General features: G+C 43.4%; 22 protein-coding genes. All 22 read left to right on the top strand.

Annotated elements, in window-relative coordinates:
• The first annotated feature begins 22 nt into the window (after window positions 1-22).
• The gene (gene rpsB, locus BHE18_RS06970) at window positions 23-730 is read left to right on the top strand and encodes a 30S ribosomal protein S2 (protein ID WP_071617860.1); all 708 of its coding nucleotides are present in this window, start codon (window positions 23-25) and stop codon (window positions 728-730) included.
• A gap of 199 nt (window positions 731-929) precedes the next feature.
• Window positions 930-1,811, top strand: coding sequence for a translation elongation factor Ts (gene tsf, locus BHE18_RS06965; RefSeq protein WP_071617859.1), 882 nt, complete (start codon window positions 930-932; stop codon window positions 1,809-1,811).
• A gap of 91 nt (window positions 1,812-1,902) precedes the next feature.
• Entirely contained in the window at window positions 1,903-2,628 is a 726-nt protein-coding gene (gene pyrH, locus BHE18_RS06960) for a UMP kinase (protein WP_032088806.1), read from the top strand.
• The gene (gene frr / locus BHE18_RS06955; protein ID WP_071617858.1) at window positions 2,628-3,185 is read left to right on the top strand and encodes a ribosome recycling factor; all 558 of its coding nucleotides are present in this window, start codon (window positions 2,628-2,630) and stop codon (window positions 3,183-3,185) included. The genes pyrH and frr overlap by 1 nt, the downstream gene beginning before the upstream one ends.
• Window positions 3,186-3,404: 219 nt before the next feature.
• Window positions 3,405-4,196, top strand: coding sequence for an isoprenyl transferase (locus BHE18_RS06950; protein WP_071617857.1), 792 nt, complete (start codon window positions 3,405-3,407; stop codon window positions 4,194-4,196).
• Complete coding sequence (locus BHE18_RS06945) at window positions 4,196-4,984, top strand: phosphatidate cytidylyltransferase (RefSeq protein WP_071617856.1); 789 nt, start codon at window positions 4,196-4,198, stop codon at window positions 4,982-4,984. Before BHE18_RS06950 ends, BHE18_RS06945 begins: the two co-directional genes overlap by 1 nt.
• 36 nt (window positions 4,985-5,020) lie before the next feature.
• Window positions 5,021-6,166 (top strand): 1-deoxy-D-xylulose-5-phosphate reductoisomerase, encoded by a 1,146-nt coding sequence (gene dxr, locus BHE18_RS06940; protein WP_071617855.1) that lies wholly within the window; start codon window positions 5,021-5,023, stop codon window positions 6,164-6,166.
• 121 nt (window positions 6,167-6,287) lie between these two features.
• Window positions 6,288-7,547, top strand: a complete 1,260-nt coding sequence (gene rseP, locus BHE18_RS06935; RefSeq protein WP_071617854.1) for an RIP metalloprotease RseP — start codon at window positions 6,288-6,290, stop codon at window positions 7,545-7,547.
• A 195-nt stretch (window positions 7,548-7,742) separates the two neighbouring features.
• Window positions 7,743-9,452, top strand: coding sequence for a proline--tRNA ligase (locus BHE18_RS06930; protein WP_071617853.1), 1,710 nt, complete (start codon window positions 7,743-7,745; stop codon window positions 9,450-9,452).
• 101 nt (window positions 9,453-9,553) lie between these two features.
• Window positions 9,554-13,873 carry a PolC-type DNA polymerase III gene (locus BHE18_RS06925; protein WP_071617852.1) on the top strand — a complete coding sequence of 1,440 codons (4,320 nt, stop codon included), beginning with the start codon at window positions 9,554-9,556 and terminating at the stop codon, window positions 13,871-13,873.
• Window positions 13,874-14,054: 181 nt separating this feature from the next.
• Window positions 14,055-14,522, top strand: coding sequence for a ribosome maturation factor RimP (gene rimP / locus BHE18_RS06920; protein ID WP_071617851.1), 468 nt, complete (start codon window positions 14,055-14,057; stop codon window positions 14,520-14,522).
• A gap of 39 nt (window positions 14,523-14,561) precedes the next feature.
• A complete protein-coding gene (gene nusA / locus BHE18_RS06915; RefSeq protein ID WP_071617850.1) occupies window positions 14,562-15,695 on the top strand; it encodes a transcription termination factor NusA in 1,134 nt (377 codons plus the stop codon).
• Window positions 15,696-15,707: 12 nt separating this feature from the next.
• The gene (rnpM, locus tag BHE18_RS06910) at window positions 15,708-15,974 is read left to right on the top strand and encodes an RNase P modulator RnpM (RefSeq protein WP_071617849.1); all 267 of its coding nucleotides are present in this window, start codon (window positions 15,708-15,710) and stop codon (window positions 15,972-15,974) included.
• Window positions 15,975-15,984: 10 nt separating this feature from the next.
• On the top strand, window positions 15,985-16,287 hold the full coding sequence (locus tag BHE18_RS06905; RefSeq protein WP_032088795.1) for a YlxQ family RNA-binding protein: 303 nt from the start codon (window positions 15,985-15,987) through the stop codon (window positions 16,285-16,287).
• A gap of 20 nt (window positions 16,288-16,307) precedes the next feature.
• Window positions 16,308-18,497 carry a translation initiation factor IF-2 gene (infB, locus tag BHE18_RS06900; protein WP_071617848.1) on the top strand — a complete coding sequence of 730 codons (2,190 nt, stop codon included), beginning with the start codon at window positions 16,308-16,310 and terminating at the stop codon, window positions 18,495-18,497.
• Complete coding sequence (locus BHE18_RS06895; protein WP_071617847.1) at window positions 18,494-18,772, top strand: DUF503 domain-containing protein; 279 nt, start codon at window positions 18,494-18,496, stop codon at window positions 18,770-18,772. Before infB ends, BHE18_RS06895 begins: the two co-directional genes overlap by 4 nt.
• Window positions 18,773-18,826: 54 nt before the next feature.
• On the top strand, window positions 18,827-19,198 hold the full coding sequence (gene rbfA, locus BHE18_RS06890; RefSeq protein ID WP_032088792.1) for a 30S ribosome-binding factor RbfA: 372 nt from the start codon (window positions 18,827-18,829) through the stop codon (window positions 19,196-19,198).
• A 35-nt stretch (window positions 19,199-19,233) separates the two neighbouring features.
• The gene (locus BHE18_RS06885) at window positions 19,234-19,434 is read left to right on the top strand and encodes a hypothetical protein (RefSeq protein WP_071617846.1); all 201 of its coding nucleotides are present in this window, start codon (window positions 19,234-19,236) and stop codon (window positions 19,432-19,434) included.
• Between the two features lie 27 nt (window positions 19,435-19,461).
• The gene (gene truB / locus BHE18_RS06880; protein WP_071617845.1) at window positions 19,462-20,370 is read left to right on the top strand and encodes a tRNA pseudouridine(55) synthase TruB; all 909 of its coding nucleotides are present in this window, start codon (window positions 19,462-19,464) and stop codon (window positions 20,368-20,370) included.
• Between the two features lie 18 nt (window positions 20,371-20,388).
• Complete coding sequence (ribF, locus tag BHE18_RS06875) at window positions 20,389-21,333, top strand: bifunctional riboflavin kinase/FAD synthetase (RefSeq protein ID WP_071617844.1); 945 nt, start codon at window positions 20,389-20,391, stop codon at window positions 21,331-21,333.
• Window positions 21,334-21,468: 135 nt separating this feature from the next.
• A complete protein-coding gene (gene rpsO / locus BHE18_RS06870; protein ID WP_032088789.1) occupies window positions 21,469-21,738 on the top strand; it encodes a 30S ribosomal protein S15 in 270 nt (89 codons plus the stop codon).
• A 270-nt stretch (window positions 21,739-22,008) separates the two neighbouring features.
• Window positions 22,009-24,129, top strand: a complete 2,121-nt coding sequence (gene pnp, locus BHE18_RS06865; protein WP_071617843.1) for a polyribonucleotide nucleotidyltransferase — start codon at window positions 22,009-22,011, stop codon at window positions 24,127-24,129.
• Window positions 24,130-24,218 lie beyond the last annotated feature (89 nt).

Raw genomic sequence — 24,218 nt, 5'->3', positions numbered from 1 at the left:
AAACCATTAGGAGGAAACACACATGTCAGTAATTTCTATGAAACAATTACTAGAAGCTGGTGTACATTTCGGACATCAGACTCGCCGTTGGAACCCAAAAATGAAGAGATACATCTTCACTGAGCGTAACGGCATCTACATCATCGACCTTCAAAAGACTGTTAAGAAGGTAGAAGAAGCTTATAACTTCGTGAAAGAATTAGCTGGTAACGGCGGTAAAGTTCTTTTCGTTGGTACGAAGAAGCAAGCACAGGAATCTGTTAAAGAAGAAGCAGAACGTGCTGGTATGTACTACATCAACCAACGCTGGTTGGGTGGAACGCTTACTAACTTCGAAACAATCCAAAAACGTATTTCACGTCTTAAGCAAATCGAAAAGATGGAAGAAGACGGAACGTTTGAAGTACTTCCTAAGAAAGAAGTAGTTCAACTTAAGAAAGAACATGAACGCTTAGTTAAGTTCCTAGGCGGAATCAAAGATATGAATACACTGCCTGATGCATTATTCATCATTGACCCTCGTAAAGAGCGTATTGCTGTAGCAGAAGCTCGCAAATTGAACATCCCGATCGTGGGTATCGTTGATACGAACTGTGATCCGGATGAAATCGATGTTGTCATCCCTGCGAATGACGATGCGATTCGTGCGGTTAAGCTTCTTACAGGTAAAATGGCAGATGCTATTTTAGAAGCTAAGCAAGGTGAAGAAGCAGCTGTAGCAGCTGAGTAATTTAAAGAGAAGGTGATAAGAGGGACTTACCCTTATCACCTTTTTTTAAAGAGTATGCCCATTCGATGTCCTCTATTCCATGGATATCGGTCTATGACTGATCATCTCCATGCTGCGGAATGAACAAGCGAATAATCGTTCATACTGACTAGCAGAAATGATTCAAGTCTACATAGTTAAACTAAGGAGGAAACCCACTATGGCAATTACTGCACAAATGGTTAAAGAACTTCGTGAAAAAACCGGCGCTGGTATGATGGATTGTAAAAAGGCGTTAACTGAAACTGACGGAGATATGGACAAAGCAATTGATTTCCTTCGTGAAAAAGGGATCGCGAAAGCAGCTAAAAAAGCTGACCGCATCGCTGCTGAAGGAACTACTTTCATCACAAGTGAAGGCAACACTGCCATCATCCTTGAAGTGAATGCTGAAACTGACTTCGTTGCGAAGAACGAAAACTTCCAAAACCTGGTCAGCGAACTTGCAGAGCATCTGCTTGCTGAAAAACCAGCTTCTGTGGAAGAAGCGATGGATCAAAAGATGAAAAACGGTTCTACAGTTACTGAATTCATCAACACAGCTATCGCTAAAATCGGTGAAAAGATCACTTTGCGCCGTTTTGAAATCCGCACAAAAGGCGATAACGCAGCTTTCGGTGAGTACCTGCACATGGGCGGCCGCATCGGCGTTCTTTCTGTAGTTGAAGGTACAACTGATGCAGGCGTAGCGAAAGACGTTGCTATGCACGCAGCTGCCTTAAACCCTAAATATGTTTCACGTGACCAAGTATCTGCAGAAGAAGTTGAGCGTGAGCGTGAAGTTCTTAAGCAGCAGGCACTTAACGAAGGCAAGCCTGAAAACATCGTTGAAAAAATGGTGGAAGGCCGCCTTGGAAAATACTTTGAAGATATCTGTATCCTTGACCAGGCTTTCGTTAAGAATCCTGATCAAAAGGTACGTCAATATCTTGAGTCCAACAAAGCTACTTTGACAGACTTCATCCGTTACGAAGTTGGAGAAGGTCTTGAAAAGCGTCAAGACAACTTTGCTGAAGAAGTAATGAGCCAGGTTAAGAAGTAATCGGATTAAGGAAGTTATACATCTCTAAGTAGGGAACACCTGGCGTGTTCCCTATTTTTCAAGAAAAATTCTATTACATATGGAGGTTCCCATGAGCGTTCCTAAATACAAACGTGTCGTTCTAAAACTGAGTGGAGAGGCATTGGCTGGAAATGACGGCTTCGGCATCAATCCATCAGTGATTAAAAACGTAGCAGAAGAAGTGAAAGAAATTGCCGAGCTGGGTGTGGAAGTTGCCGTCGTTGTTGGCGGAGGAAACATCTGGCGTGGTAAAATAGGTAGTGAAATGGGAATGGATCGTGCATCAGCAGACTATATGGGGATGCTTGCAACCGTCATGAATTCCCTGGCACTCCAGGACAGCCTTGAACAAATCGGAATCGAAACAAGAGTCCAGACTTCGATTGATATGCGTCAAGTTGCAGAACCGTATATCAGAAGGAGAGCCATCCGTCATTTAGAGAAAAAAAGGGTTGTCATATTTGCAGCAGGTACGGGGAACCCATACTTCTCAACTGATACCACTGCAGCTCTGCGTGCCGCTGAGATCGAAGCGGAAGTGATCCTTATGGCGAAAAACAATGTGGACGGTGTCTATTCCGCAGATCCTAAAAAGGATGAATCGGCAGTCAAGTATGAAGAACTGTCTTACCTTGATGTGCTGAAAGAAGGTCTAGCTGTTATGGATTCCACTGCCTCATCCCTATGTATGGACAATGACATTCCACTCATTGTGTTTTCCATTATGGAAGACGGAAATATCAAAAGAGCCATTACTGGCGAAAATATCGGTACAATCGTTAGGGGGAAAGCATAATGCCAAATACAATCATCGCAAATGCAAAAGAAAGAATGACAAAAGCCATTCAAACATTTTCCCGTGAATTGGCCAGCATCCGCGCGGGAAGAGCCAATGCTTCATTGCTTGATAAAATCACAGTTGATTATTACGGTGCTCCGACGCCCGTGAATCAATTGGCGGGTATCTCTATTCCGGAAGCAAGGATGCTTGTCATTCAACCGTATGACAAATCTTCATTAGGTGATATCGAGAAAGCGATCCTGAAGTCAGACTTGGGAATCACACCAACAAGTGACGGTAATATCCTTCGCATCGTGGTCCCTGCATTGACGGAAGAGCGCCGGAAAGAGCTTGTCAAACTTGTGAAAAAGGAAGCAGAAGATGCAAAAGTTGCAATCCGTAACATCCGCCGTGATGCAAATGACGATTTGAAAAAGAAAGAGAAAAATGGGGATATCACGGAAGACGATCTCCGCGGATACTCTGATGATGTTCAGAAAGCCACTGACGAGAGCATCGCAAAAATCGATGGCATTGCAAAAGATAAAGAAAAAGAAATCTTAGAAGTCTGATCCGATATATAAAATGAAGGGGCTGTCCAATAAGCGAACTCAAATTCCTTATCGGACGGCCCTTTTTTAAGCACGCGGCGTTTATAAATAACCGCTGAATATAAGAATATTACTTGTTTGTGCTTAACAGCATAAAGGATTTTCTTGAAGATATCTTCTTTGTTTTTTGATATGATAGTATAGGTAAATATTTTTTGGATTGTTGGTGGAGGAAATCTTATGCTAAACAAGCTTAAACAATGGAAACGACAACAGAATAATGAAGATGTTGAAGAACGATTCCTAGAACTGGCGAAGCATCCAATCCCGGGTCATGTCGCCATAATCATGGACGGCAACGGCCGCTGGGCTCAGAAAAGAGCTCTTCCAAGAGTTGCAGGGCACCACGAAGGTATGAAATGTGTCCGCAGAATTACAAAACTGGCAAATGAATTAGGGATTGAAGCTTTGACTTTATATGCATTTTCGACCGAGAACTGGAAACGTCCCAAGATGGAAGTGGAGTTTCTCATGAAACTTCCGGAAGAATTTCTCGGTACGTTCCTGCCTGAACTGGTTGAAGAAAATGTTCAGGTTAAAATGATGGGAAATAAAGAAGAAATTCCGCCGCATACATTAAAGGCAGTAAGCAAGGCAATTGAAGCAACTAAAGAAAATGACGGGCTTATATTGAACTTCGCCTTGAATTATGGGAGCCGTGCAGAAATACTTGATTCAATAAGGCATGTCTTAAATGACGTGCAAAATGGTATACTAGATGAAAAACAATTGAATGAGGAAATATTTTCAACTTATTTAATGACCAAAGAGTTGAAAGATCCTGATCTGCTGATCCGGACCAGCGGTGAGATTCGATTGAGTAATTTTATGCTTTGGCAGTTGGCGTACACGGAATTTTGGTTTACAGAGTGTTTATGGCCGGATTTCGGTAAAGAACAATTCACAGAAGCAATTGAAGCATATCAAGGTCGTTCAAGAAGATTCGGCGGTATAAAAAGTGAGGAATCATAATGAAACAAAGAATTATCACTGCAATCATTGCAGCAGCGGTATTTTTACCCATCATCCTTTATGGTAAATCTCCATTTATCATATTGATGTACCTGATTGCGTCAATCAGTCTTTATGAAGCACTGAAAATGAGAGGGTTTAAAATCTATTCCATACCGGGATTGATATCACTGGGAATACTATGGGTATTTTTAATACCCGATATATACATAGGGGTCATCAGCAATGTCGGCTATTCGAAGATTGAGCTGGCGTTTTTTGCCGTTTTGATCTTTCTGACTTTTACGGTCATCACGAAGAATCGTTTTACGTTCGATGATGTGGCTTATGCGCTATTGAGCGTTTTGTACGTCGGGATCGGGTATTTTTACTTTATGGAAATTCGTTTCCTTGAAAACGGCGCTAACTTAATTTTCTATGCCCTGTTCATTATCTGGGCGACTGACTCAGGCGCTTACTTCATCGGTAAAGCGATCGGAAAGAAAAAACTATGGCCGCATATCAGTCCCAATAAAACGATTGAGGGATTTTTTGGGGGCGTGGTCTGCGCCATCATCGTCGGAGTCATCATGACATTCTTCAGTGACCTGGACATGTCCATACCGAAACTGATTGTCGTTACGGCCATACTGTCGATATTCGGTCAGATGGGAGACTTGGTGGAATCAGCGTTGAAACGTCATTACAAAGTGAAGGATTCAGGTCACTTACTGCCGGGACATGGCGGAATGCTGGACAGGTTCGACAGTCTATTATTTGTTTTACCCCTTCTTTATTTCCTTTTGTAAAAGATGGGAAGGGTGAGAGCGGGAGGAGAGTAAGTATTGAAAAAAATAAGTTTGATGGGTGCAACGGGTTCGATCGGGACCCAGACACTGGATGTAATAAGAGAACACCCTGAGGAATTCAAGCTGACTGCTTTTTCAGTAGGGAAAAATATAGATGGTGCAAGAAAAATGATCGCGGAGTTCAACCCCCTCATGGTATCGGTTCAGCTAAAGGAAGACGCCGATACTCTTAGGAAAGAGGTTCCTTCGGGTGTAAAGATTTTATCGGGGGAAGAAGGGCTGGTTCAGGTGGCGTGCCATCAGGATTCAGATATCCTTGTAAATGCGGTGCTTGGAAGTGTAGGGCTTTATCCAACGCTTCAGGCTATTGAAGCGGGTAAAATAATCGCGATCGCCAATAAAGAAACGTTGGTAACCGCCGGCCATATTGTAATGGAAGCAGCAAGAGAAAAAGGCGTGGCGTTATTGCCGGTAGACAGTGAACACTCTGCGATTTTCCAGGCACTTCAAGGGGAAAAAGAAAAGAATATAGAAAAATTGATTATAACCGCTTCAGGAGGCAGCTTCAGGGATCGTACAAGGGAAGATCTTGCTGGTGTGACGGTTAACGAAGCACTCAATCATCCGAACTGGTCGATGGGTGCGAAAATCACCATTGATTCTGCATCCATGATGAATAAGGGACTGGAAGTGATAGAGGCACATTGGCTGTTCGATATCCCTTACGATAAAATAGATGTATTGCAGCACAGGGAAAGTATCATTCATTCAATGATACAATTTCATGATACATCCGTCATGGCCCAGCTGGGCACACCGGATATGCGTACACCGATCCAATATGCATTGACATATCCTGACCGGCTGGAACGAGCTGGAGCAAAGCGGCTTGACTTGGCGGAGATCGGAAAACTGCATTTCGAAAAGATGGATCTGGAGCGTTTCAGATGCCTTCGGTTTGCTTACGAAGCAGGCCGCACAGGGGGAAGCATGACAACTGTCTTGAATGCAGCCAATGAAGCTGCGGTTTCACTATTTCTGGATAAGAAAATATCTTTCCTGGGTATTGAAGATCTGATAGAAAGAGCTTTAGACAATCATGAAGTGATTCAGAATCCTGATCTCGAGACCATTCGCGAAATCGATAGGCAGACAAGATTAACCGTTGCACGCTGGATTTAAATAACAGGCTTGTGCATGATTGCTTGTACAGTAACGTAGTATTATATTAGACATTTTTTTCGTTGAAGATTTGTACTTATCAGGCCTGAAGAGACCAGGTTATTAAAAGGTGGTTTTTTATTTGCAAACAGTAATTGCCTTTATCGTTATTTTTGGCGCTTTAGTTTTCTTTCATGAGCTGGGCCACTTGATCTTCGCTAAGCGTGCCGGTATACTATGCCGTGAATTTGCGATAGGCTTCGGTCCTAAAGTGTTTTCATTCAAAAAAGACGAAACAACATACACGATCAGACTGCTGCCGCTTGGGGGATTCGTCCGCATGGCCGGAGAAGATCCTGAAATGGTTGAACTGAAGGCTGGACATCGAATCGGTCTTGTAATGGACGGGGATGAAAAGATAAAAAAAATCGTCCTGAATAATAAAGACCGATATCCGAATATCCGAGTAATAGAAGTTGAAGATGCGGATTTAGAGCATGGACTTTATATCCGGGGATACGAAGAAGATGAAGATGAGATTTTAAAGAAATTTGACATTTCACGTGAGGCTGTCTTCGTTGAAGACGGCGTAGAAACACAGATTGCACCGTGGGATCGACAGTTTGCATCCAAATCTCTCCCGAAACGGGCAATGGCCATCTTTGCCGGTCCGCTGTTTAATTTCATTCTGGCATTTTTCATCTTCCTGCTTGTAGGACTTCTTCAGGGAGTGCCGACTAATGATCCTGTACTGGGCAATCTCACTGAAGACGGAGCAGCGAGGGAAGCTGGATTGCAAAAGAATGATGTCGTTCAAAGCATTGATGGAAAAGAAATTTCCACATGGGAAGACATTGTGACTGTCATCCAAAAACATCCCGGAGATGAACTTAACTTCATCGTAGACCGCGGCGGAACCACACAAGAACTTTCCGTCACTCCTAAACCCCAGGAAGTTGAAGGTAAAGAAATTGGGATAATAGGGGTGCACAGCCCGGTTGAAAAGTCTCCTTTGAAAGTGGTTACCAACAGTGCAGAGCAGACATATGAATGGACGAAAATGATATTTGTTCTTCTGGGGAAACTTGTATCAGGTGAATTCTCAATCGATGCGCTGTCAGGACCGGTCGGGATTTATCAGTCTACAGATGTTGTGGCAAAATCAGGGATCTTCTATTTGATGAGGTGGGCAGCTATTTTGAGTATCAATCTGGGTATTATGAATTTACTCCCGATACCTGCTCTTGACGGCGGACGCCTTCTTTTCTTCGCAATTGAGGCGGTCCGTGGAAAACCGGTCGACCGTCAAATGGAAGGGATGGTCCATTTTGTAGGGTTCGCCCTCTTAATGGTGCTTATGCTGGTCGTTACTTGGAATGATATTCAACGATTCTTTTTATAAGATATATCATTCAATTTAATGATATCGAAAGATTCACAGGCAGTTTCTACCTCTCTCTACTGAAAATGAGGGTAGAACTGCCTGTTCATTTAAGATAAAATAGAGAAGGGAATGGAGAGCGTTTCTCCGTTCTTTTCTTATGAATTACATAATTATTATTTAAAATATATTATCTGGTAACTGAGGTGCTGCTAAATGAAGCAACGTAATACATTGATCCCTACCCTGAAAGAAACGCCTGCGGATGCGGAAATAAAAAGCCACCAGCTTTTGCTGCGTGCAGGATATATCAGACAGAATGCTAGCGGGATATACAGCTTTCTCCCTTTAGGGAAAAGGGTCCTGAAAAAAGTAGAGGAAATCGTACGTGAAGAATTGGATGCCGTCGGTGCGGCAGAACTCTTAATGCCTGCCCTTCAGCCATCGGAATTATGGAAAGAGTCCGGGAGATGGGGGACATACGGTCCTGAGTTGATGCGTATGAATGACCGCCATGATCGGGAGTTCGCACTTGGCGCCACTCATGAAGAAATGATAACGAGTATCGTAAGAGATGAAATAAAATCCTACAAGCGTCTGCCTCTTACCCTTTACCAAATCCAAACGAAGTATCGTGATGAAAAACGGCCTCGCTTTGGATTGCTGCGGGGCAGGGAATTTGTTATGAAGGATGCATACTCATTCCATTCTTCATCAGAAAGCCTTGATGAAACGTATGAGCAAATATTCCAGGCTTATACAAACATCTTTACCCGATGCGGTTTGAATTTCAGGGCGGTAATCGCCGATTCCGGTGCAATGGGCGGGAAAGACACTCATGAGTTCATGGTTCTTTCAGAAGTGGGAGAGGATACGATTGCCTATTCTGATCAGTCCGCGTATGCTGCGAATATTGAAATGGCAGAAGTGCTGGATTCGTATTCACTTATAAATGAGGACATGAAAGACGTACAAAAAGTATCGACCCCGGGTGTCAAGACGATTGAAGAGGTGGCTTCTTTCCTCCAGTCAACTGAGCAGAACTGCATCAAGTCATTATTGTTTAAAGTAGACGATGAATATGTACTGATTCTTTCACGCGGCGATCATCAAATAAATGATATTAAAGTAAAGAACTTCATGAATGCCGAAACAGTGGAACTTGCTTCAGCTGAAGAAACGAAGGAAATCCTGGGATGCAGTGTCGGTTCGATAGGCCCTTGTTTTACAGGGGACAAGATAAAGATTGTTGCAGACCAGGCTGTAAAATATATCCGCAACGGTATTGCGGGTGCGAATGAGGAAGGGTACCACCTGGTCAATGTGAATCCTGAGCGTGACTTTAAGGCTGCCGAATACGGGGACTTGCGTTTCATCCAGGAGGGTGACCCTTCTCCGGATGGAAAAGGTACCATCGTCTTTGCGAAAGGGATTGAAGTAGGACATGTCTTTAAGCTGGGGACAAGATATTCAGATGCCATGAATAGTACGTATCTTGATGAAAACGGGCGTGCTCAGTCCATCATCATGGGCTGCTACGGCATCGGGGTTTCACGTACTCTTGCGGCAGTGGCAGAACAATATAATGACGATAGAGGTCTGCTATGGCCATCCGATTTATCGCCATTTGACCTTCATCTGATACCGATCAACATGAAGGATGAAGATCAAGCCGATTTAGCGAACGAACTTTATGAAGAGCTTAGAAAGAACCGTTATGATGTACTTATGGATGATCGAGCCGAGCGTCCAGGTGTTAAATTTGCCGATTCAGACCTGATCGGTCTGCCGATCAGAATCACTGTCGGTAAAAAAGCATCTGAAGGTATCGTCGAATTAAAAGTAAGAAAAACAGGTGACATGCACGAGGTTCATAAAGATGACCTCCTTTCAACATTGACCGAGCTATTCAAAACACTATCTTAATATAAAAGGGCTGAATCATTAGGGAAGCAATGATCCTTATCGTCAGCCCTTTTCTTCAGTTATCATTGAACAAATAATATATAGAAATGGGGGAAAGGGAAATGGATGAAAAGTCCCTCGGCAAAAAAGAAAGGTTTCAACTGCTGTTACAGCAGCTCGGCCTGACAGAGGATGCATTTGTTAAGTACTTTAACAATGCAGAGATAGAAAAACTTTCAGTTTACCGAAGCGAACGAAAGTGGCACTTTTATTTTACACTCGAAGAAATGATTCCCTGCAAAGTATGGAGCCGTTTTTCTTTGGCCCTGCAAACCTCATTCAAGCATATCGCAAACGTAAGCTTCAGCTTGAGAGTGCTGAATATGGAAATGACCGAACAAGCCATACTTGATTATTGGAGTGAATGTATAAAAGAGATCCAGGGAATATCCCCTCCCCTCTTGAAGCTGCTCAACACTCAAAAACCTGAAATAATCGGGAACAAAATTATCGTTAAGGCATCTAACGATACTGAAGCGACGCAGTTGAAAAGAAAATACGGGGAAATCATTTGTTCTGCTTTCGAAAATTTCGGGTTTCCAAGACTGGTGCTTGATGCTGAGGTAGCCAAAGTGGACGAACAAAATAATGATTATGAAAAATTCCTAGAGGAAAAAATGAAAGAAGACCAGGAGAGAGCGAAGCAGGCTCTAATCGAAATGGAAAAAGCCGAGAAAGAAGAAGCTTCAGATGCTCCAAGCGGACCATTCATGCTAGGTCTTTCAATTAAAGACGATGCCGATTTCAGGAAAATAGAAGATATTTACGATGAAGAGAGACGCATTGCAATCGAAGGTTATGTCTTCGATTGTGAAACGCGGGAACTCAGGAGCGGCAGGACTTTGTTAACCTTCAAAGTGACAGACTATACCAGTTCAATCCTCGTCAAGATGTTCTCCCGTGATAAAGAAGATGCAGCTGTCATGAATAATATGAAAAAAGGTATGTGGGTACGATGCCGCGGAAGTATCCAAAACGATACATTCGTGAGAGATCTTGTTATGATCGCTAACGATGTGAATGAGATCAAACCTGTACTTCGTCTTGATACTGCACCCTCAGAGGAGAAAAGAGTAGAGCTGCATATGCATTCCCCGATGAGCCAAATGGATGCAGTCAGCTCTGTTTCAAGCGTTGTTGCACAAGCCAAGAAATGGGGGCATAAAGCGATCGCGATTACGGACCATGCTGTCGCACAGTCTTTCCCTGAGGCTTATAGCGCAAGCAGGAAGAATGACATCAAGGTACTATACGGACTCGAAGCAAACCTGGTGGATGACGGTGTGCCGATCGGGTACAACGAAACCGACCGCCCTCTGGAAGATGCTGTTTATGTCGTATTTGACGTCGAGACAACAGGTCTTTCGGCAGTTTACGATACAATCATTGAGCTTGCAGCCGTAAAGATCAAGGATGGCGAGATCATTGATCGTTTTGAATCCTTTGCAAATCCTCATCATCCGCTGTCTGCGACGACGATTGATTTAACCGGCATCACTGATGACATGGTCCAGAATGCACCTGAAATCAACGATGTCCTTCATGATTATCTTGAATGGGTGGGCGAAGATATACTGGTTGCCCACAATGCTTCCTTCGATATGGGGTTTTTGAATGCAGGATATCAAAAAGCAGGTCTACCCAAGGCGGCAAATCCGGTAATCGATACACTGGAGCTGGCAAGATTGTTATATCCCCAGTTCAAGAATCATCGGTTGAACACTCTGGCCAAGAAATTTGATGTGGAATTGACCCAGCACCACCGCGCCATCTACGATGCAGAAGCGACCGGATATCTATTATTGAAGATGCTGAAAGACGCTTATGAAAAAGGCATTGTCAATCATAATCAATTAAACGATTATATGGGTAAAGGCGATGCGTATAAACGCTCAAGGCCATATCATTGTACGTTGATTGCCCAAAATGAGGAAGGGCTTAAGAATCTATATAAATTGGTGTCCATTTCCCATATGCATTACTTCTACAGAGTCCCGAGAATTCCCCGGTCGCAGCTGCAAAAGTACCGTTCCGGTATCTTGGTGGGATCAGGCTGCGATAAAGGAGAAGTCTTTGAAGGCATGATGCAAAAAGGAAAAGCAGAAGTAGAGGAGACGGCTCAGTTTTATGATTACTTAGAAGTGCATCCTAAAGAAGTCTATCAGCATTTGATTGAACTCGATCTCGTGCAAAGCCAGAAAAACCTTGAAGACATCATCAAAAATATCGTTGAGCTGGGTGAAAAGATCAATAAGCCGGTTGTAGCGACTGGGAATGTTCATTATTTGAATGAAACAGATAAGATTTACCGCCAGATCCTTGTGGGATCTCAGGGCGGGGCCAATCCGTTAAACCGTCATTCCCTCCCGGATGTGCATTTCCGGACAACCAATGAGATGCTTGATTGTTTCTCATTCCTGGGCAAAGAGAAAGCGAAAGAAATTGTCGTTGAAAACTCCAATAAGATTGCGGACATGGTCGAAGTGATTAAACCTATCAAGGATGACTTATATACGCCAAAAATCGAAGGTGCAGATGAAGAAATGCGCCGGATGAGTTATGCGATGGCTAAAAGCATTTATGGTGAAGACCTGCCTGAAATTGTTGAAGCAAGACTGGAAAAGGAACTCAAAAGCATCATCGGCCATGGATTCGCTGTCATTTATTTGATTTCGCATAAACTGGTTAAAAAGTCGCTGGATGACGGGTATCTTGTCGGTTCGCGTGGTTCTGTCGGTTCCTCCTTTGTAGCGACAATGACAGAAATCACCGAAGTAAACCCGCTGCCTCCGCATTATGTGTGCCCGGGATGCAAGAAATCAGAGTTCTTCGATGACGGCTCTGTCGGTTCAGGCTTTGACCTGCCGAATAAAGACTGTCCTGACTGCGGACACGCATATAAAAAAGACGGACATGATATCCCGTTTGAAACCTTCTTGGGATTCAAGGGGGACAAAGTCCCCGATATCGACTTGAACTTCTCGGGTGAGTACCAGCCGCAGGCACATAACTACACGAAAGTGCTGTTCGGTGAAGAAAATGTCTACCGTGCAGGCACAATAGGAACCGTTGCAGAAAAAACCGCCTATGGATACGTAAAGGGCTATGCGAATGACAACGCGCTGCAAATCAGGGGAGCGGAGATAGACAGGCTGGTAAGCGGATGTACAGGTGTCAAACGGACGACAGGACAGCATCCAGGCGGTATCATCGTAGTCCCGGATTATATGGATATCTTTGATTTCTCCCCTATCCAATACCCGGCAGATGATCAGAATTCAGAATGGAGAACGACTCATTTTGACTTCCATTCCATCCATGATAACTTGCTGAAATTGGACATACTTGGACACGATGATCCCACTGTAATCAGAATGTTGCAGGATTTATCCGGAATCGATCCAAAAACGATTCCAACCGATGATCCGGAAGTTATGAAAATTTTCAGCGGTACTGAATCATTGGGTGTTACTGAAGACCAGATCATGTGTAAAACCGGAACACTCGGTATTCCTGAGTTTGGTACCCGATTTGTAAGGCAGATGCTTGAAGATACCAAACCTACTACATTTTCGGAGCTTGTCCAGATTTCAGGGTTATCACATGGAACGGATGTATGGCTTGGAAATGCTCAAGAACTGATCCATAACAATATATGCAACCTGAGTGAAGTAATCGGCTGCCGTGATGATATCATGGTTTACCTCATCTATCAGGGGCTTGAGCCATCCCTTGCGTTTAAGATCATGGAATTCGTGCGTAAAGGAAAAGGCCTGCAGGATGAGTGGGTGGAGGAAATGAAGAATAACGGTGTGCCTGACTGGTATATCGATTCCTGCCTCAAAATCAAATACATGTTCCCGAAAGCCCATGCTGCAGCTTATGTGCTTATGGCTGTGAGGATCGCGTACTTCAAGGTTCATCATGCCTTACTTTATTACGCAGCTTACTTTACGGTAAGGGCAGAGGATTTTGATATTGAAGCGATGGTGAGAGGTTCCCAGGCAGTTCGTGCTAAGATAGAAGAAATCAACAGCAAAGGCCTTGATGCTTCACCTAAAGAAAAGAATACTTTGACTGTGCTGGAGCTTGCACTTGAAATGTGTGAGAGGGGCTACAAATTTCAAAAGGTGGATCTTTACCGCTCGCATGCTTCAGAATTCATCATTGATGGCGATTCATTGATCCCTCCGTTCAATTCCATACCCGGACTTGGTACAAACGCGGCGATCAATATCGTGAAGGCGCGTGAAAATGGAGAATTCCTATCGAAAGAAGATCTTCAGCAAAGAGGCCGCGTATCGAAGACCATCATTGAGTATCTGGACAATCACGGCTGTCTTGAAAGTCTGCCCGATAAAAACCAATTGTCCCTCTTCTAGCCCCGTCCCATGGGAATTGTTTGCATAAAAATGTGGATTATGGTATATTTTTAGTGGAAATACTAAAGATAGCTCTAAGCAGAAGAGTGGGGTCGCACCCCACTCTTTCGTTATTACATGGGGTTTTTAAGGATTATTTCTAGTCTTGGTGCAAGATTTTCATATAGACCAGGAGGTAAGTATGAGCAAAATTATTACACTAGTAGAAGAACTTGTCACACCGATCCTTGATGACATGTCCCTTGAACTTATCGACATGGAGTACGTAAAGGAAGGTTCCAATTGGTTCCTTCGTGTTTTCATCGACAAGGATTCCGGTGTGGACATTGAAGAATGCGGGATAGTCAGTGAACGACTAAGTGAGAAGCTGGATGAAATTGATCCGATTCCACATAATTACTTCTTGGAAGTATCTTCTCCAGGAGCAGAGCGTCCTTTGAAGAATGAAAAGGACTTTCAGAAAGCTGTCGGCAAGAACGTTTATGTTAAAACGTATGAACCGATAAATGGAGAAAAAGCGTTCGAAGGGACTTTACTAACCTATTCTTCCGAACAATTATCATTGGAAGTCACCATCAAAACTCGTAAAAAGAAGGTTGAGATTCCATCAGACAAGATTGCGATTGCAAGATTGGCTGTAACATTCTAATCAGGATACAACCGTATTATAAAGGGGGATTACACCAACATGAGCACTCAGTTACTAGATGCTCTAACTGTTTTAGAGAAAGAAAAAGGCATCGCAAGAGATGTGATCATCGAAGCCATCGAAGCCGCTTTGGTTTCGGCATACAAGCGAAACTTTAATCAGGCACAGAATGTCCGTGTAGATTTGAACCTGGAAACGGGAACAATGCGGGTATTCGCGCGCAAAGAAGTGGTTGAGGAAGTTTTTGATTCACGTCTTGAAATTTCAGTTGAAGACGCGGCCGAAATCAACCCAAGCTATGAAGTCGGTGACGTAGTCGAACTTGAGGTTACACCCAAGGATTTCGGGCGCATTGCAGCTCAGACAGCCAAGCAGGTTGTAACGCAACGCGTAAGGGAAGCCGAACGTGGGATCATTTATTCAGAATTCGTGGATCGCGAAGAAGATATCATGACCGGTATCGTACAGCGGCAGGACAACAGATTCATTTACGTGGCACTTGGCAAGATCGAAGCCCTGCTTCCTGTAAGTGAACAGATGCCTAATGAAACGTATAAACCGCATGACCGGATCAAAGTATATATCACGAAAGTCGAGAAGACGACCAAAGGTCCTCAAATCTTTGTTTCCCGTACTCACCCAGGATTATTAAAACGCCTGTTCGAGATTGAAGTACCTGAAATCTTTGACGGTACCGTCGAGATCAAATCGGTGGCCCGTGAAGCAGGGGACAGATCCAAGATTTCCGTTCATGCTGAAAATTCGGAGATTGATCCGGTCGGTGCATGTGTGGGAACGAAGGGTGCCCGTGTGCAGGCAATCGTCAATGAATTGAAAGGTGAAAAAATTGATATCGTACACTGGTCTGAAAATCCGGTTGCGTTTGTCGCAAATGCATTGAGCCCTTCCAAAGTGCTGGACGTCCAGGTGAATGAAGAAGAAAAAGCAACCAGAGTGGTCGTCCCCGATTATCAGTTATCTCTCGCAATCGGTAAACGCGGACAAAACGCGCGCCTGGCTGCAAAATTGACAAACTGGAAGATTGATATCAAAAGTGAGACCGATGCACGCGAACTCGGACTCTATCCCCGTGAAGAAGCTTTTCTTCCACAGGATGAAGAAGAAGAGTATGATAACGAACCTTTGAATATTGATTTTGATGATCAAGAGTAAGAGGTGAAAAGCATGGGCAGCAAAAAGATACCATTGCGCAAGTGTATTGCAACAGGGGAAATGAAACCTAAAAAAGATATGATAAGAATTGTCCGTTCGAAAGAAGGAGAAGTATCGGTTGATCCCACAGGTAAGAAATCGGGACGCGGTGCTTACCTCTCTAAGGACAAAGAAGTTATTTTACAGGCAAAGAAGAAAAATACTTTAGCCAATCAATTACAAGCTAAGATAGACGATTCCGTTTATGATGAATTGATAAGTCTTGTAGAGAAGGAGTAACGTTTAGCGTATGAAACAAGATCGTTGGATGTCACTTTTAGGGTTGGCAAATCGGGCACGGAAGATTATTTCCGGTGAAGAATTGGTGATCAAGGAAGTAAGGAGCGGCCGGGCGAAGCTTGTACTGCTCTCAAAAGATGCTTCCGCAAACACTCAGAAGAAGGTCATGGATAAATGCAAGTCGTATCATGTGCCTGTTAAGTTTGTGGAGGACAGATATATCCTCGGTCATTCAATTGGCAAAGAAGCCAGGGTGGTTGTGGCATTATCCGATGCGGGTTTTGCCGGTAAATTATCTGATATGCTCGATTGAATCTCAATGGGGGTGAACATATGAGCAAGATGCGTGTTTATGAATATGCAAAAAAATATAATGTTTCAAGCAAAGATGTTATTTCAAAACTAAAGCAATTAAATATTGAGGTATCAAACCATATGGCAACAATAGAAGACGACACCGTGAAAAAGTTAGATTCAATGTTTTCAAGTAATTCTAAAGAGCAGGGGAATAAACCGGCTCAGAACAATTCAAACCAAAAACAGAACACTGCCAGAGAAAATAATTCCTCTTCCAAAGGCAAGGTGAATTCCGCACCGAATAACCGCGATGGGAAGAAGAATGGCCAGCAGTCTCAGTCGAAGGAGAAAAAAGCTTTCAATAATAATAACAATAACAACAATAAGAGAAATAAAAATAACAGAAACAACAAACCGAATAAAAACTTCAAGCAGGCACCTCAGCAACAGCAGCCTGTCAAGAAGAAAGAGCTTCCTTCCAAGATTACGTTCTCTGAATCCTTGACGGTTGCAGAGCTTGCCAAAAAACTTCATAAAGAGCCTTCAGAAATCATCAAGAAGCTTTTCATGCTTGGTGTCATGGCAACGATCAACCAGGAACTTGACAAGGATTCAATCGAATTGATTGCAGGTGAATATGGAGTAGAGGTTGAAGAGGAAATCAAAATCGATACGACCGACCTCAGCGTATATTTCACTGAAGATGAGGAAGCGGAGTTACAGGAGCGCCCTTCAGTAGTAACCATCATGGGTCACGTTGATCACGGAAAAACGACTCTGCTTGATTCCATCCGTAATACCAAAGTGACAGCTGGAGAAGCCGGCGGGATCACCCAGCATATCGGTGCCTACCAGGTAGAAGTTGAAGGAAAGAAAATCACCTTCCTTGATACTCCTGGACATGCTGCCTTCACTACAATGCGTGCACGCGGTGCTCAAGTAACGGATATCGCGATCATAGTCGTTGCAGCCGATGATGGAGTAATGCCGCAGACGGTTGAAGCAATCAACCATGCAAAGGCTGCTGAAGTACCAATTATCATTGCCGTGAATAAGATGGACAAGGAAGCAGCAAACCCTGATAGAGTGATGCAGGAACTCACTGAATATGAGCTCGTACCTGAAGCATGGGGCGGCGACACCATATTCGTACCTCTGTCTGCACTCTCCGGGGAAGGGATTGATAACCTTCTTGAGATGATCGTCCTTGTCAGTGAAGTAGAGGAGCTGAAAGCGAATCCGGAACGTCTTGCAAACGGAACCGTGATCGAAGCACAGCTTGATAAGGGACGCGGTTCTGTAGCTACCTTATTAGTTCAAAACGGTACACTTAAAATCGGTGATCCGATTGTAGTAGGGAACACTTTTGGGCGGGTCCGTGCAATGGTCAATGATCTCGGCCGCCGCGTGAAAAAAGTCGGTCCATCCACTCCTGTTGAAATCACGGGCCTTAACGATGTACCTCAAGCTGGTGACCGTTTTGTAGTGTTTGAAGATGAAAAAACAGCCCGTTCTGTAGGTGAATCACGTGCCTCCCAGGCTCTTCAGGCACAGCGCGGTGAAAAGTCCAAAGTGAGTCTCGAAAATCTATTCGAACAAATGAAACAAGGTGAAATGAAGGATCTCAACCTGGTCCTTAAAGCTGACGTTCAAGGTTCAGTGGAAGCTTTGGCTGCATCATTGTTAAAGATTGAAGTTGAGGGTGTTAAGGTTAACATCATCCACACTGGTGCAGGGGCGATTAACGAGTCAGACATCACTCTTGCTTCCGCTTCCAATGCAATTGTGATCGGATTTAATGTACGACCGGACGTCAACGCGAAGCGTGCTGCTGAAGCAGAAGGTGTTGAAATCCGCTTACACCGCATCATTTATAAAGTAATGGAAGAAATTGAAGCAGCAATGAAAGGTATGCTTGATCCTGAATATGAAGAAAAAATTATCGGACAGGCAGAGGTCCGTCAAACGTTCAAAGTGTCTAAAGTAGGGACAATTGCGGGAAGCTATGTAACAGAGGGTAAAATCTCCCGTGACTCCGGTGTCCGTTTGATCCGTGACGGCGTAGTGATCTTTGAAGGCGAGCTTGATGCTTTAAAACGTTTCAAGGATGATGCGAAAGAAGTTGCGAAAGGCTATGAATGTGGTATTACGATCAAGAACTTCAACGACGTTAAAGAGGGCGATGTAATCGAAGCCTACGTAATGGAGGAAATCACTCGTAAATGATCACATATGTTGAATGTGAGTGCATGATTCATGATTCTCACTCTCTTAAAGAGAAGAGAGCTGTTTTAAAAAGGGTCCTCACTCGCTTAAAGCAGAAATATAATGTATCTGTTTCCGAAATCGATCATCAGGATGTGTGGCAAAGGACAAGAATAGCCATTGTCACAGTCGCTTCCTCGAAAGCATCGAGTGAAAAAGAGATAGAAAATGCATTAAAGTTCATTGATTCTTTTCCCGAATGGGAAAGAACCGATACGACTTGGGAATTGCTGTAAGGATCATGCCCGCGATTCAACACACATTAATGACAGAAATATGGGGTGATATTGATGAGCCATCGTGCGAATCGAGTTGGCGAGCAAATGAAGAAAGAGCTCAGCGATATTATCGGAAGAAAAATAAAAGACCCGCGTATTGGATTTGTTACTGTTACCGATGTACAGGTATCAGGCGATCTTCAACAGGCGAAAGTATACATTACTGTCCTTGGTGGAGAAGACCAAAGGGAAAATACACTAAAGGGTCTCGCGAAGGCGAAAGGATTCATCCGTTCCGAAGTGGGACAGCGGGTCCGACTCCGTAAAACACCTGAGATTATCTTTGAGTTTGATGAATCGATCGAATACGGTAATCATATTGAAACACTGCTTCGCAAAGTGCAGGATGAACCGGATGAAGATTCACAGAATAAAGACGAGTAAATAGATAGGGCTGATTCACGCGGGAATGATTTCGTGTGGATCAGTCTTTTTTTGAATTGGCTCTTTTCACATACTTTGTTGCATTGCACACAAGAAAATACCGGAACATGGGTATTTTCGGATTGTCCGTCCGTCTGTTGTTTGAACTTGAGTTCGAAAAGAGCACGTCCACAAGCTATCTTCAGGCTGCAAGGCAATTAACGAAAAGCAACAACCTTTTAGAAAACAGCCTTTGAATTTCATTAAGATCGGAGGATACGAAGTTGAACGGAATATTGCCATTATGGAAACCAAGGGGAATGACTTCTCATGACTGTGTGTTTAAGTTGAGGAAATTACTGCGGACGAAGAAAGTGGGGCACACCGGGACATTGGATCCTGAAGTTTCAGGAGTGCTTCCGATATGTATCGGGAGGGCCACTAAAATAGCTGAATACATTACAGCAGCAGGGAAAACGTACGAAGGAGAAGTCACACTCGGCACATCCACTACGACTGAAGATGCCTGGGGGGAAGTGGTTGAATCACAGCCTGTAGAGAAAACGATAGGTAGAAAAAATGTGCAGGAGATTTTAAACAGACTGACAGGTGAAATCACTCAAACACCACCGATGTATTCAGCTGTTAAGGTGAACGGCAAGAGACTTTATGAATATGCTCGTCAAGGGATTGAGGTGGAACGCCCATCAAGGAAGGTTCAGATTCACGAATTGATGCTTTTGGATGATTGGAAAGAGTTGGTCGGGAAGCATCCGCGTTTCTCTTTTAAAGTTTCATGCAGCAAAGGCACCTATGTGAGGACACTGGCCGTTGAAATAGGCAAACAGCTCGGCTACCCGGCCCATATGTCTTCACTCACCCGTACAGAATCTGCCGGTTTCTCACAAGGCGACTGTTTTACTTTTGAGCAAGTGGAGGAATATGTTCACGAAGATAGAGTTGAAGAGCTTCTTCGTCCCTTGGGATCGGGACTTTCCCATTTGCCGAAAATGGAAATTAGTGATACATTAGCAGAGAAAGTGAAGCACGGTGCCCGTTTAGAAGAACCTGTGAATTGGCCGGGGGATATTGAAGTAGTGATGAATCATCAAGACCGCCCTATAGCCATATATCAGCGCCATCCGGAAAAACCCGGGGTAATTAAGCCTGTAAAAGTATTATTCAACGATTAGTGAAAAAGGTGAAATACTGTGAAGATAATAACCGTACATCATCCTCATTCGTTTAAAAAAGATGATTTCCCCCCGATGGTCCTTGCACTCGGTTATTTTGACGGGATCCATAAAGGCCATCAGAGGGTTATCAAAACGGCCGTACAATCGGCCGAGGATCAACATTTACATAGTGCTGTGATGACATTCGATCCCCATCCTTCTGTCGTTCTGGGGCATAAGCATAAACATATCCATTTCATTACTCCTCTTGAAGACAAAAAGGAAATCATCAGCAGCCTGGGCGTGGACTATCTGTTTGTTGTACGTTTCACTTCAGAGTTTGCGGGTCTTTTGCCTCAGGAGTTTGTCGATCAATATATCATCAATCTAAATGTCCGCCAAGTAGTGGCTGGTTTTGATTATTCTTATGGACGGATGGGAAAGGGGACGATGGAAACATTGCCTTTTCACTCCAGGGAGAGATTTACTTCCATCACGGTGCCGAAGCTCACTGAAGAAGAGGACAAAATCAGTTCGACTCTAATCAGGAATCATTTGAAAGAAGGCGATGTTTCAAAGGTAATCAAGCTTTTGGACAGGCCATACAGAATGAAAGGCACTGTCATCCATGGCGAAAAACGCGGACGGAAAATTGGCTTTCCTACAGCCAATATAGAATTGGCACATCCATATTTAATACCGAAAAACGGAGTTTATGCCGTTCGTATGAATATTAATAATAAATGGTGTGACGGGGTATGCAACGTGGGATTTAAGCCGACGTTCAAAAATCCTGATGAATATTCCTTATCCATTGAAGTGCATTTGTTTGACTTCCATTCATCCATTTACGGTGAAGAGGTTTATATCGAGTGGTATAAAAGAATACGTGATGAACAGAAATTCTCAGGTATTGAAGAGTTGATTTCTCAAATTCAAAGGGATAAGGATACGGCCATCACGTACTTTTCGGGAATTTGATGTTAACCCTTGATTTTTGTAGAAAAAAGTAGTATTCTAAATAGCGTATGAAATGAACCTTTGCTTGGCATCACGATTCACCAACGTATGCTGGGTAACAGGGGATTTGAAAGAAATCATTAGGAGGTGAAAAGGATGGCTATCACTAAAGAGCGTAAAAACGAACTTATCAGTGAATACAAAACACATGAGAACGATACTGGATCTCCAGAAGTTCAAATTGCTGTCCTAACAGAAGAAATTAACAATCTGAACGATCACTTACGCGTTCACAAGAAAGACCACCACTCTCGTCGCGGTCTTCTTAAAATGGTAGGTCACCGTCGTAATCTTTTATCTTACCTGCGTAAGAAAGATGTACAACGCTACCGTGAGTTAATCAACAAACTAGGTTTACGTCGATAATCAGAGACAAGGAAGCGGGAATATTTCCCGCTTTTTCTTTAGTTTTAATAAGTGGAAATCTTTGTATGATTCTCCATTACTTTTTAAGTAAGGTGTTCAAAGATTTACATTCAAAAGTATTCATATAACGTCAATTTGTCTACAATACATATTAATGAGAATTGAATATAACAGCACTTTGGTGCATGATATAGATTATTGTATTTATTTATTGCGGGTAAGGTATAACCTACACCCTTTAAGTGATGTATAAAGAGAGGGGTACACTTTATGGAACAAACTAAACAAACTTTTTCCATCGACTGGGCTGGAAGAGAATTAACGGTGGAAGTCGGCCAATTGGCTAAGCAGGCCAACGGAGCAGTAATGGTGCGCTATGGAGATACTGCTGTACTGAGCAGTGCGACTGCATCCAAGGAGCCGAAACCGCTTGATTTCTTCCCGTTGACAGTCAACTATGAAGAAAGATTATATGCGGTTGGTAAAATTCCTGGTGGATTTATCAAACGTGAAGGACGTCCAAGTGAAAAAGCCATCCTGGCCAGCCGCTTAATCGACCGTCCGATCCGTCCGCTATTTGCCGATGGATTCCGTAACGAAGTACAAGTCATCAGTATGGTCATGAGTGTAGATCAGAATTGTTCGTCTGAAATGGCTGCTATGTTCGGGTCTTCACTCGCGTTATCTGTATCTGATATTCCATTTGAGGGACCGATTGCAGGTGTGATCGTCGGACTGATCGATGGAGAATTCATTATTAATCCATCAGTAGAGCAGCTCGAAAAGAGTGAAATCCATCTTTCGGTCGCAGGAACAAAAGATGCAATCAACATGGTCGAAGCAGGAGCAGATGAAATTCCTGAAGAAACGATGCTGGAAGCAATCATGTTCGGACACGAAGAAATCAAACGATTAGTTGCTTTCCAGGAAGAGATTGTCGCTAAAGTCGGGAAGGAAAAAATAGAGATCGAGCTTTTCGAACTTGATCAGGAAATCGAAAAAGAAGTGCGTTCACTATGTGAAGAGGAATTGATCCCGGCAATCCAGGTTCAGGAGAAACATGCGCGCGAAGAAGCTATTTCTTCAGTTAAAAACAAAGTCATGTCATCTTTTGAAGAAAAAGAAGCCGATGATAATACTCTGAAGCAAGTAAAGAAGATCATGGACAAGCTTGTTAAAAATGAGGTCCGTCGTCTGATCACTGAAGAAAAAGTCCGTCCTGATGGCCGTAAGGTTGATGAAATACGTCCACTTTCTTCTGAGGTCGGCCTTCTGCCAAGAACGCATGGTTCCGGTTTGTTTACACGCGGTCAAACCCAGGCTCTCAGCATTTGTACATTAGGCGCACTGGGTGACGTCCAAATCCTGGATGGCTTGGGGATTGAAGAATCCAAGCGTTTCATGCACCACTATAACTTCCCTCAATTCAGTGTAGGGGAAACCGGTCCGATAAGAGGACCAGGCCGCCGTGAAATCGGTCACGGTGCCCTTGGTGAGCGTGCCCTTGAGCCTATCATTCCAAATGAAAAGGATTTCCCTTATACGATCAGACTCGTTTCTGAAGTATTGGAATCCAACGGCTCAACCTCGCAGGCAAGTATCTGTGCAAGTACGCTTGCCATGATGGATGCGGGTGTGCCGATTAAAGCACCTGTAGCAGGTATCGCTATGGGGCTTGTGAAGTCCGGGGAACATTACTCCATTCTAACCGACATTCAGGGTATGGAAGATTTCCTTGGAGATATGGACTTCAAAGTAGCGGGTACGTCTAAAGGGGTTACAGCACTCCAAATGGATATTAAGATTGAAGGACTATCAAGAGAGATACTTGAAGAAGCACTCCAGCAGGCAAAAGCCGGCAGAATGCAGATCCTTGACAGTATGCTTGCAACATTAAGCGAATCTAGATCATCGCTGTCTCAATATGCTCCTAAGATTCTTACGATGCATATCAATCCAGATAAAATCCGTGATGTCATTGGTCCAAGCGGTAAGCAAATCAATAAAATCATTGATGATACAGGTGTCAAGATCGATATCGAACAAGATGGTACCATCTTCATCTCTTCTACTGATGAAGAAATGAATAAGGTTGCGAAGAAAACGATCGAAGATATCGTAAGAGAAGTCGAAGCTGGCCAAATGTATCTTGGTAAAGTAAAGCGGATTGAAAAATTCGGAGCTTTCGTAGAAATCTTTGCCGGTAAAGACGGACTGGTTCATATTTCTGAAATCGCTGAAGAGCGCATCAGAAAAGTCGAAGATGTATTATCCATCGGAGATGAAATCCTTGTAAAGGTTCTCGATGTAGACAATCAGGGGCGCGTCAATTTATCCAGAAAAGCAGTCCTGAAGGAACAACGAGAAAAAGAAGAGCAAAATCAAGCATAAATTTTGTGAAGATAGACAGGCTGTCCTGTTAGAGAACAATCTCTCGACAGGCAGCCTTTTTCTATGCAGCTTAAACTCCGTTCTACCTT

The sequence above is a fragment of the Rossellomorea aquimaris genome (assembly GCF_001877785.1).
Lineage (GTDB): Bacteria > Bacillota > Bacilli > Bacillales > Bacillaceae_B > Rossellomorea > Rossellomorea aquimaris_A.
This window is presented reverse-complemented; position numbering and strand designations above follow the sequence as displayed.